The following is an 8147-nucleotide window of genomic DNA, read 5'->3' as shown; positions in this document are numbered from 1 at the left end:
CATGCGCCAGCGCACCGATGACCGCCGCCGGCAGGAGGCGAACATCGGGTGGTGGAAAAGCGTCAGCATGGTCCCGCGATAATAAAGCGCACTGGCAAATCGCCGGCTGCGCCGGTAAGTCTTGACCGTCCCGATTCAAAGGGCCGTCAGGGTGCTGCGACCTATAGGAGGAGTTCCGCGCCATGACAAGCAAGCCCTTTCGCAAGCCGTTCTTCAAGCCCCCACTCGAACGCCGAGGTTGCCATGGAAAGCCAGACCATCGTCGAAGCGCTGCTGCTCGGCATGATCGAGGGCATGACCGAGTTCATTCCCGTCTCGTCGACCGGCCATATCCTGCTTGCCGGCCATTTTCTCGGCTTCCACTCGACCGGCAAGGCCTTCGAGATCCTGATCCAGCTCGGCGCCATACTGGCGATTCTCAGCGTCTATTTCCATCGTCTGTGGCAGATGCTGATCGATCTGCCGCATGACCGGCTGACGCGGCATTTCGTCCTCGGCATCCTTGTCGCCTTCCTGCCGGCGGCGGTCATCGGTGCGCTGGCGCATGACTTCATCAAGACGGTGCTGTTTGAATCGCCGAGGCTGATCTGCATCATGCTGATCATCGGCGGCGTGGTCCTGCTGTGGGTGGATCGCCTCAAGCTGAAGCCGTTCTACCACGACGTCGAGCGGTTTCCGCTCAGGCTCTATCTGCAGATCGGACTGTTCCAATGCCTTTCGCTGATCCCCGGCACGTCGCGCTCCGGCTCGACGATCGTCGGCGCGCTGCTTTTGGGCGTCGACAAACGGGCGGCTGCGGAATTCTCCTTCTTCCTCGCCATGCCGACGATGGTCGGCGCCTTCGCCTTCGACCTCTTCAAGAACCGCAATGTGCTGACCAGCGCCGATCTGCCGGTCATCGCCGCCGGTTTCATCGCGGCCTTCGTCGCGGCGCTCATCGTCGTGCGCTTCCTGCTCAACTACGTCTCGCGCCACGGCTATTCGCTGTTCGGCTGGTGGCGACTGGTCATCGGCACCGTCGGGCTGGTTGCGCTGTTCGTATGGGGGTGAGGTGCGCGCAGTTATTGCCCAGAGCCATGTTTGTTTGGCCCAGCCTCAAGACCGGTTAAGCCAGCGGGGTAAAAGACCGCAGCGGGACCCATAGCCGTCATTCACTCGCCCCGATTGCTGCCCGAAAGCAGACCTTCCGATCGCCTGTATCTCCGAGATACTGCTTTGGCGTTCAAAAGGACATCTCGTGGGTCGAAGCGGCCGAAAACGCGCGGTCGCGGAAGGCGTCCGAGAACGGCGTCTTTCTCAGCCGTAAAGATAGTTCGGAAGCCAGAGCGCCATGCCAGGCCAGATATACATGAGGATCATGCAAAGGATGACGATCAGCATGTAGGGCATCATCCCGGCGAATATCTGGTTGAGCGTGACATGCGGAGGCGAAACGCCCTTGAGATAGTAGGCCGACATCGCGACCGGAGGTGACAGGAACGCCGCCTGCAGATTGACGAAAACGAGAACGCCCCAGAGAACCGGATCGATGTCGAAGTGCGACAGCATCGGTAGGAAGATCGGCACGAAGATGATGATGATCTCGGTCCATTCAAGCGGCCAGCCGAGAATGAAGATGATCGCCTGCGACACGATCATGAACTGCACGGGCGTCAGGTCGAGCGCGAGTACCCATTGCTCGAGAAGTGCCTGGCCGCCGAGGATCGCAAAAACGGCGGAGAACAGCGCCGAGCCGACAAAGAGCCAGCAAACCATGGCTGTGGTCTTGGCCGTCAGGAACACTGCTTCCTTGATGCGCTTCCAGTCGAGCGTTCGCGCCTGTAACGCCAGCAGAAAGGCACCAGCGGCGCCGACTGCCGCGGACTCGGTCGCCGTCGTGATTCCGAACAGAATGACGCCGAGCACGACGACAGTAAGTATGGCCAGCGGCATGACCGACGAGACCAGGAGCTTTACGACCTCGAGCCGTTCGGCAGTCATGTTCCGGTAGTAACGGACGAGCACCACTGCGGCGAGTGCTGCGATGATGCCGAAGGTGGCGTAGAAGCTGGTTGCCGGCCCTGCGTCCACTGCGGGTGCGCCGAGTTCCTCCACCGCCGGAGCGCCGAGCTGCTCCAATCCCTCTGGAGCTTCGACGTCGGCCGATGCCTGCGGATGGATGACGACATACCACCACACCAGCAGGAGGGTGAGTGCTGTCAAGGCGAGAGGTACCAGCGCAGCGCAGAAATTCTTGAACAGCTCCCAATATGTGAGGCGTCCGTTCTCCGTCTCGAGCGCCATCGCCCTGGACGGCGAGAACAAGGCGGAAAGAAGTCCAACAAGCATGTTGCGCGAGTAAACTGTCTGGAGGCTTCCCATCCACGCAGGCACCGGAACCTTTGTTTGATTCTCCGGCAAAGGCGGGGCGATCTTCGGACTGATTGTCGCCCAGCCAAGAATGTAGACGAGATAGAGGAAGGCGAGAAAAAAACCGGGGAACATCGCCGCAGCATAGAGCTTCACGACGGACTGGCCTGCAACTGCCGCATAGACGATGATCATGACTGACGGCGGGATCAGGATGCCCAGCGTGCCGCCCGCGGTGATCACGCCGGAAGCGAGCTTCACATCGTATCCGGCGCGCAGCATCGGATTGAAGGCAATCACCCCCATCAAAACCACAACGGCGCCGACGAGGCCACTGGCGATGCCCCAGAAGGTGCAGACAATGAGCGTAGCGATGGCCAGCGACGCCGGTACTCGTCGGAACGAAAGCTGGATGCTGTAGAACATCTTGTCGACCAGCGCCCCGCGTTCCATCACGTATCCCATGAGCACGAAAAGCGGGATGGAGATCAGGACGTCGTTGGTCATTGCCCCATAGGTACGCTGGACCATCAGATCGAAGACGCGGTTGTCGATCCAGTGCTCCGCAGGGTTGTAGAACGCGTAGAACCCGAAAAACATGCCAAGGCCCATCAGCGTGAAGGCCGTCGGGAAACCCATGACTATGACGACCACGATGAGCATGAGCATCGTGAGTCCGAGGGCTGGATCGCTCAACTCTGCAGGTCTCCACCCATTCCGCGCTGGCGCGCTTGCTCGTCTATCTTTTGTGCGCGCTCAATCGCGGTCTTGCGCGTCTCTTCATCCACATATTCGCTGAGCGCGAGCTGTTCCTCCACGACGTCGATCTCCGCAACGTCCTTGCGCCGGCTGGGCCATTGCCCGGCCCTGAGACAGACGATGCAGCGCACGATCTCGGCCACACCCTGGAGCATCACCAAGGCGCCGGCCAGCGGAATGACCGACTTGAAATGGTAGATCGGCGGACCCTCCGCTGTCACGGTCGAATGCTCCCCGATCCGCCATGAAATCGCGGCATAGTCGTAGCCTGCATAGACGAGGGCCGCGATCCCCGGCAGGAAGAAAACCACGTACAACAACAGATCGAGCGCGGCTTGGGTGCGGGGCCGCATCGAGCTGTATAGAAAGTCGCCGCGCACATGGGCATTCTGCGCCAGCGCATAGGCTCCGGCGAGCATGAACAGCGAGCCGTAGAACATATTGCTGGCATCGAATATCCACGCCGTGGGCATGTTCAGGATGTAGCGCTTGAAGACCTCGACGCAGACCAGCGTCATCAGCCCGATGATAAGCCACGCCGCGGCCTTGCCGACCCACGTGCTGATTGCATCGACTGTATTCAGGAAATGCTGGACGTTCATGCGCGCCCCCGGATGACGGGTACCCTGGTCAGAAGCATCACCGGGCCGCTGCCCGGCGATGCCCGAACTTACGGGTCAGAACTCCTTCGCCACGCCGCCCTGTCCGAAGTAGTGATCGAACGCCAGCCGCCGGCCGACGACGGTATCCTGCTCCCACCGCGTTGCCCGCTCGGCAAAGGCGATCTGGGAGAGGATGATTTCCTTGAAAGCCGGGTTTTCCGCCGCCTTCTTCTTCACGATCTCGTCGTAGACCTCCAATTGTTTCTTGAGGATCGCCTCCGGCGTCCTGTAGAATTTGACCTTGTCGGTCGTCTGCATCTCCACATAGTCTTTCGAATAGCGGTCGATCGCCTTCCAGTGCATGTCCTGCGAGGCCGCCTCGACCGCATTGGTGATGATGGCCTTCATCTGGTCAGGCAAGGCGTCGTATTTCGCCCTGTTGAACAAGATCTCGAACTGCTCGGCATTCTGGTGATAGCTTTGCAGCATGCAGATCTTGGAGACGTCTGGGAAGCCGAGGACCCGATCGGACGAGGCGTTGTTGAACTCGGCCGCGTCGATCAGGCCGCGATCCAGAGCCGCGACGATCTCGCCGGCCGGCAGCGCGTTGACTGCGGCACCGAGCGCGGTGAAGACGTCGATCGAGATGCCGACGGTCCGGAATTTCAGGCCCTGGAGATCCTCGGCCTTCGCCACCGGCTTCTTGAACCAGCCGAGCGGCTGCGTCGGCATCGGCCCGTAGAGGAACGAAACGACATTGGCGCCGATGGATTCGTAGAGCTTTGCGAGCAGCTCCTTGCCGCCGCCGTATTTGTGCCAGGCGAGCAGCATATTGGCATCCATGGCGAACCCCGGACCGGAACCCCACAGCGCCAGCGCCGACTGTTTGCCGTAGTGATAGACGACCACGCCGTGGCCGCCGTCGAGCGTTCCTTGTGACACCGCGTCAAGCAGGCCGAAGGCCGGCACCACGGCGCCCGCCGGCAGCACCTCGATCTGTAGGTCGCCGCCGGTCATGTCGTTGACCTTCTTGGCGAAATCGAGCGCGAATTCGTGAAAGATATCCTTGGAGGGCCATGTGCTCTGCCAGCGCATGTTGACCGGCCCCTGTGCCTTGACGACTCTTGGCGCGGCAACGATCGCCGCAGCTGCAACGGCCGCCTCGCCAAGGAACTTGCGGCGCGACCTCATATTCTGGATCCTTGCTTTGGTCATCGGTTCCTCCCGAAGGTGTAGGCTTTTCAAGCCCACGTCCGACAATAGTACTCAAAGACGGCCCAGCAAAAATTGCAGCGCACGTCCCATCGCCTAAAACTAGTGCGGTTCTCCCTTAAGGACAGGTGCCGGTACTTTCCCCAAGCAATGGGCGAGTAGCCGACGGTAGCGCCCACACGTTCTTCCCGGCGATAAGTGTTGCGGCTACTGTTACATTCTGGCGCTGATCAATGAATCCTGAGCTAGTTTCGCCCGTAGAAAACATTCTCGACATGCACCGGCCAGCGCCAGGGCAACACCGCGACCATGTCGAAGCGCACCGACAATCGTCCATAGTCGGGCTGGCGCGACAGCCAGAGATCGGCAGCGCTTTCGATGCGGCGCTCCGACTCGTAGGCAATAGCCTCCATGGCTTCCATCAGCGTGCGGCGAGCCTTCACCTCGACGATCAATACCAGGTCGCCGCGCCGCGCGATCAGGTCGATCTCGCCGAACCGCGTGCGGTGGCGGCGGGCTAGGATCCGATAGCCTTTCACCATCAATGCCGCGGCCGCCAGCCACTCGCTGCGGTGGCCGCGCCGATAGGCCTGCCGGCGGCTGGCGACCGGGCGTTCAGCCATCGCCGTCTTTCTCGATCTCCCCGTTCTTCCCGGTCTCCTTGAGCTCGAGCAGTCGCCGGTAAAGCGCTTGTTTCTGGCCGCCGGTCATCTTGGCGGCTTCCGCCGCCGCCTTGGAGGCCGGCATCTCGGCGGCAAGCGAAAGCAGCAGCCGGTCGATGTCTTCAGGCTCGTCGGCCGTTGCTTCCGACGGGCCGACGCAGATGACGATCTCGCCCTTCGGCGTGTCGGCCGCCTCATAGTGTTCGGCGAGCGACTGCAAGGTGCCGGTTCGCATTTCCTCGAAGGTCTTGGTCAGCTCGCGGCCGATCGCGGCCTTGCGGGCGCCGCCCAGCGTCTCGACCATGGCACTGAGCGTCTCGGCCAGCCGGCGCGGCGATTCGAAGAAGATCAGCGTCGCCGGCACGTTTTTCAGCGCTTCCAGCCGCGTCAGCCGCTGCCTTATCTTCACTGGCAAAAACCCGGCAAACAGAAACGCGTCGGAGGGCAGGCCGGAGGCCGTCAGCGCCGCAAGCGGTGCCGACGGGCCGGGGATCGGCACGACGCGAATGCCTTGGTCGAGGGCTTCGCCGACCAGCCGGTAGCCGGGATCGGAGATCAGCGGCGTGCCGGCGTCCGAGATCAGCGCCACGCTCTGCCCGGCCAGCAAGGCCGCGATCAGCCTTGGCCCGGCCTCGGCGGCATTGTGCTCGTGATAGGCAGTGGTGCGGCGGCGGATGCCGTAGCGGTCGAGCAGCACGCGGCTGACACGCGTGTCCTCGCAGGCGACGATGTCGGCGGCGGCGAGCGTTTCAAGCGCGCGTAATGTGATGTCGGCGAGGTTGCCGATCGGCGTCGCCACCAGGTAGAGCGCCGGCGCGAGCGGCCGGGCTGATATCTCGGTCTGGCCGATCACATAGCTGCGTTTTGCCAACTCGCCGGTCACCGGTATCCCCCGTCAGAGCATCCTCTGACACTTGAAATGCGTCCGGCCCTGTTTGGCACGGCTCACGCCTGGTTGCAAAACCCGGGCCGAAGTGAAGCGGCCGCCATGCCTTCGCCACAGTACGGAACGAAACCATGCCCGGCGGATTTACCCCTGATCTCGGGAGGAGCAGGATGGACAGCCTCAAGATACAGGACGTTTTCGAACCCTACTATGCAGGGCGCAAGCGCTTTGCCGCGCGAAAGGACAAGAGCCAGCCTGCCAAAGCCGGCGCCGGCTTGGCCAAAAAGCCGCGAAAGCGTCGTCCTTCAAAGGCGACCAACCTGGAAATCGAGCCCTCGACCGGCACCGGCAGCACGATGGAGCACTGACCAGACGATGCCCAATCGCTTCGACATTTTCATCACCCGCCTTGAAACGAAAAGCGCCCGCAATGGAGCGCCGTCACATCCCAGCGATCAAAATCGTGCCCGCCGCGACAAGGGCGACGCCAAGCCGGCTCGCTCCGGTGAGGCGGACGCCGAGAAAGACCACGCCAAGCGCCGCCACAAGCACGACGCTTGACTACCGCAACCTTCGCGATTGGCCGAGACACTTCTCTCTTCGTCATGGCCCGGGGAAGCACGAGTGGAAACGCTCAGCCACATCATTTATTTCGAGACACGCGCTTCTAGAAGGCGAACCAAAACCGGGTCCATGAATTCATAATCGTCCGGAATATCGAGGCAGATCACCCGGGCTTTCCTCAGGCTTGCCTTGAACTTCTTCTGCAGTTTGGTGCGGTGCGCCTTTTCCATCACGAAGATGATGTCGGCCCAGGAGACGAGGTCGTGCGTCAACGGGTTGTCGGCATCATGGTTGGTGCCGGCCGATGCGACCTCGATATCGCGCCGACCGGAAAACACTTGTTCCGCGGTCGGGCTGCGCAAGCGGTTCTGGCTGCAGACGAAGAGGACGTTCTTCAACGGGTCCCATCTTCCAGTTTGAACATGACCTGGTCCGAAAACCGGATCCCACTTTTCGGGATCATGCTCTACCGCGCCAAATCCGCCACCACGGCGTCGAGCACGATCATGCCGGCCGGCGTGGCGCGCAGGCGGGCATTGCCGATCGGCGCCACCAGACCCTCGCCCTGCAGCACCGACAGCCGCGCCGTCGACAGGCCGCGGCCGGAAAACGCTTCGTAGCGGGAGAGGTCGATGCCCTCGGCCAGCCTCAGCCCCATCAACAGGAATTCGTCGGCCTCTTCCGAGCGCGTCAGGGTCTCGCCGCCGGTGATGCCATGGCCCTTGGCCTCGACCAGATTGGCCCAGGTCTCCGGCATTCTTTCGGCGATCGTCACCACGCGGCGGCCGTTTTCGACGAAGCGGCCATGCGCGCCGGGACCGACGCCGACATATTCGCCGTAGCGCCAATAGGTGAGATTGTGCCGGCTCTCGGCACCGGATCTGGCGTGGTTGGAAATCTCGTAGGCCGGCAGTCCATGCGCGGCGGTGATCTCCTGCGTCAGCGCATAGAGATCGGCGGCGTGGTCGTTATCGGGAATGGCGAATTTCCTGGCCGCATGCAGCGCGTGGAACGGCGTGCCTTCCTCGATGGTCAGTTGGTAGAGCGACAGATGGTCGGCGGCGTGGCCGATCGCCTGCTCGAGCTCCGCCTGCCACGCTTCCGGTGTCTGGC

General features: G+C 62.0%; 9 protein-coding genes and 1 pseudogene. 2 read left to right on the top strand and 8 right to left on the bottom strand.

What is annotated here, in order from left to right:
- Window positions 1–243 precede the first annotated feature (243 nt).
- Window positions 244–1050, top strand: coding sequence for an undecaprenyl-diphosphate phosphatase (locus E5W87_RS31565; RefSeq protein WP_292406700.1), 807 nt, complete (start codon window positions 244–246; stop codon window positions 1048–1050).
- Window positions 1051–1296: 246 nt separating this feature from the next.
- On the opposite strand, the gene E5W87_RS31560 is transcribed toward E5W87_RS31565, so the two are convergent.
- The 5 genes from E5W87_RS31560 to rsmI all read right to left on the bottom strand — a co-directional run bounded on the left by E5W87_RS31560 (window position 1297) and on the right by rsmI (window position 6467).
- The gene (locus E5W87_RS31560) at window positions 1297–3045 is read right to left on the bottom strand and encodes a TRAP transporter large permease subunit (protein WP_292406697.1); all 1749 of its coding nucleotides are present in this window, start codon (window positions 3043–3045) and stop codon (window positions 1297–1299) included.
- On the bottom strand, window positions 3042–3710 hold the full coding sequence (locus E5W87_RS31555) for a TRAP transporter small permease subunit (protein ID WP_095484735.1): 669 nt from the start codon (window positions 3708–3710) through the stop codon (window positions 3042–3044). The genes E5W87_RS31560 and E5W87_RS31555 overlap by 4 nt, the downstream gene beginning before the upstream one ends.
- Window positions 3711–3785: 75 nt before the next feature.
- Complete coding sequence (locus E5W87_RS31550; protein ID WP_292406694.1) at window positions 3786–4925, bottom strand: TRAP transporter substrate-binding protein; 1140 nt, start codon at window positions 4923–4925, stop codon at window positions 3786–3788.
- A gap of 242 nt (window positions 4926–5167) precedes the next feature.
- Window positions 5168–5545: a YraN family protein gene (locus tag E5W87_RS31545; protein ID WP_292406690.1), complete on the bottom strand. Its 378-nt coding sequence runs from the start codon at window positions 5543–5545 to the stop codon at window positions 5168–5170.
- Window positions 5538–6467 carry a 16S rRNA (cytidine(1402)-2'-O)-methyltransferase gene (rsmI, locus tag E5W87_RS31540; protein ID WP_292406687.1) on the bottom strand — a complete coding sequence of 310 codons (930 nt, stop codon included), beginning with the start codon at window positions 6465–6467 and terminating at the stop codon, window positions 5538–5540. Before rsmI ends, E5W87_RS31545 begins: the two co-directional genes overlap by 8 nt.
- Window positions 6468–6640: 173 nt before the next feature.
- Here rsmI and E5W87_RS31535 point away from each other — a divergent pair, with 173 nt between their 5' ends.
- The gene (locus tag E5W87_RS31535) at window positions 6641–6838 is read left to right on the top strand and encodes a hypothetical protein (protein ID WP_292406684.1); all 198 of its coding nucleotides are present in this window, start codon (window positions 6641–6643) and stop codon (window positions 6836–6838) included.
- A gap of 73 nt (window positions 6839–6911) precedes the next feature.
- On the opposite strand, the pseudogene E5W87_RS31530 reads toward E5W87_RS31535, so the two are convergent.
- From E5W87_RS31530 to E5W87_RS31520, 3 genes and pseudogenes are all read right to left on the bottom strand, one after another.
- Window positions 6912–7028 (bottom strand): annotated as a pseudogene (locus tag E5W87_RS31530) (transporter); the annotation flags it as partial.
- An 89-nt stretch (window positions 7029–7117) separates the two neighbouring features.
- Complete coding sequence (locus tag E5W87_RS31525) at window positions 7118–7432, bottom strand: low molecular weight protein tyrosine phosphatase family protein (RefSeq protein WP_292406681.1); 315 nt, start codon at window positions 7430–7432, stop codon at window positions 7118–7120.
- Between the two features lie 68 nt (window positions 7433–7500).
- The coding region (locus tag E5W87_RS31520; RefSeq protein WP_367118896.1) for a coproporphyrinogen-III oxidase family protein at window positions 7501–8147 on the bottom strand (647 nt) is incomplete at its 5' end.

It is taken from the genome of Mesorhizobium sp. (assembly GCF_004962925.1).
Taxonomy (GTDB): domain Bacteria; phylum Pseudomonadota; class Alphaproteobacteria; order Rhizobiales; family Rhizobiaceae; genus Mesorhizobium.
This window is presented reverse-complemented; position numbering and strand designations above follow the sequence as displayed.